This window comes from Nocardiopsis salina YIM 90010 (assembly GCF_000341025.1).
Lineage (GTDB): Bacteria > Actinomycetota > Actinomycetes > Streptosporangiales > Streptosporangiaceae > Nocardiopsis > Nocardiopsis salina.
Map to the genome: position 1 here is coordinate 1 of NZ_ANBF01000200.1, position 283 is coordinate 283.

1 protein-coding gene is annotated in these 283 nt (G+C 77.7%); it reads right to left on the reverse strand.

Annotated elements, in window-relative coordinates; translation table 11 throughout:
- A partial coding sequence (locus tag D474_RS29725; RefSeq protein WP_040704262.1) for a hypothetical protein occupies positions 1 to 283 on the reverse strand: 283 nt, incomplete at both ends.

The following is a 283-nucleotide window of genomic DNA, read 5'->3' on the forward strand; positions in this document are numbered from 1 at the left end:
TCCACCGACCACACCTGGGGGCCCTCGCCCTCGGGTTCGCGCAGCAGGAACAGCAGCTCGGCCCTGCCCGCGCCCCGCACCCGGGAGCGCCACCGCCGCAACGGACCGCGCAGCCGATCGGCGCTTGCCTGTTCCACGCGCGGATCCGGGCCGGTCAGCGCCCGCGACAGCACGGACTCGGGGGAGGAGGCCCCCTCGGGGGTGGGAAGTGCGGGTGCCGAGGCGCGCCGTCGGGCCACGGCGTCGGTGAGCAGCTCCACCGGCGCGAGCACACAGCGGCGGG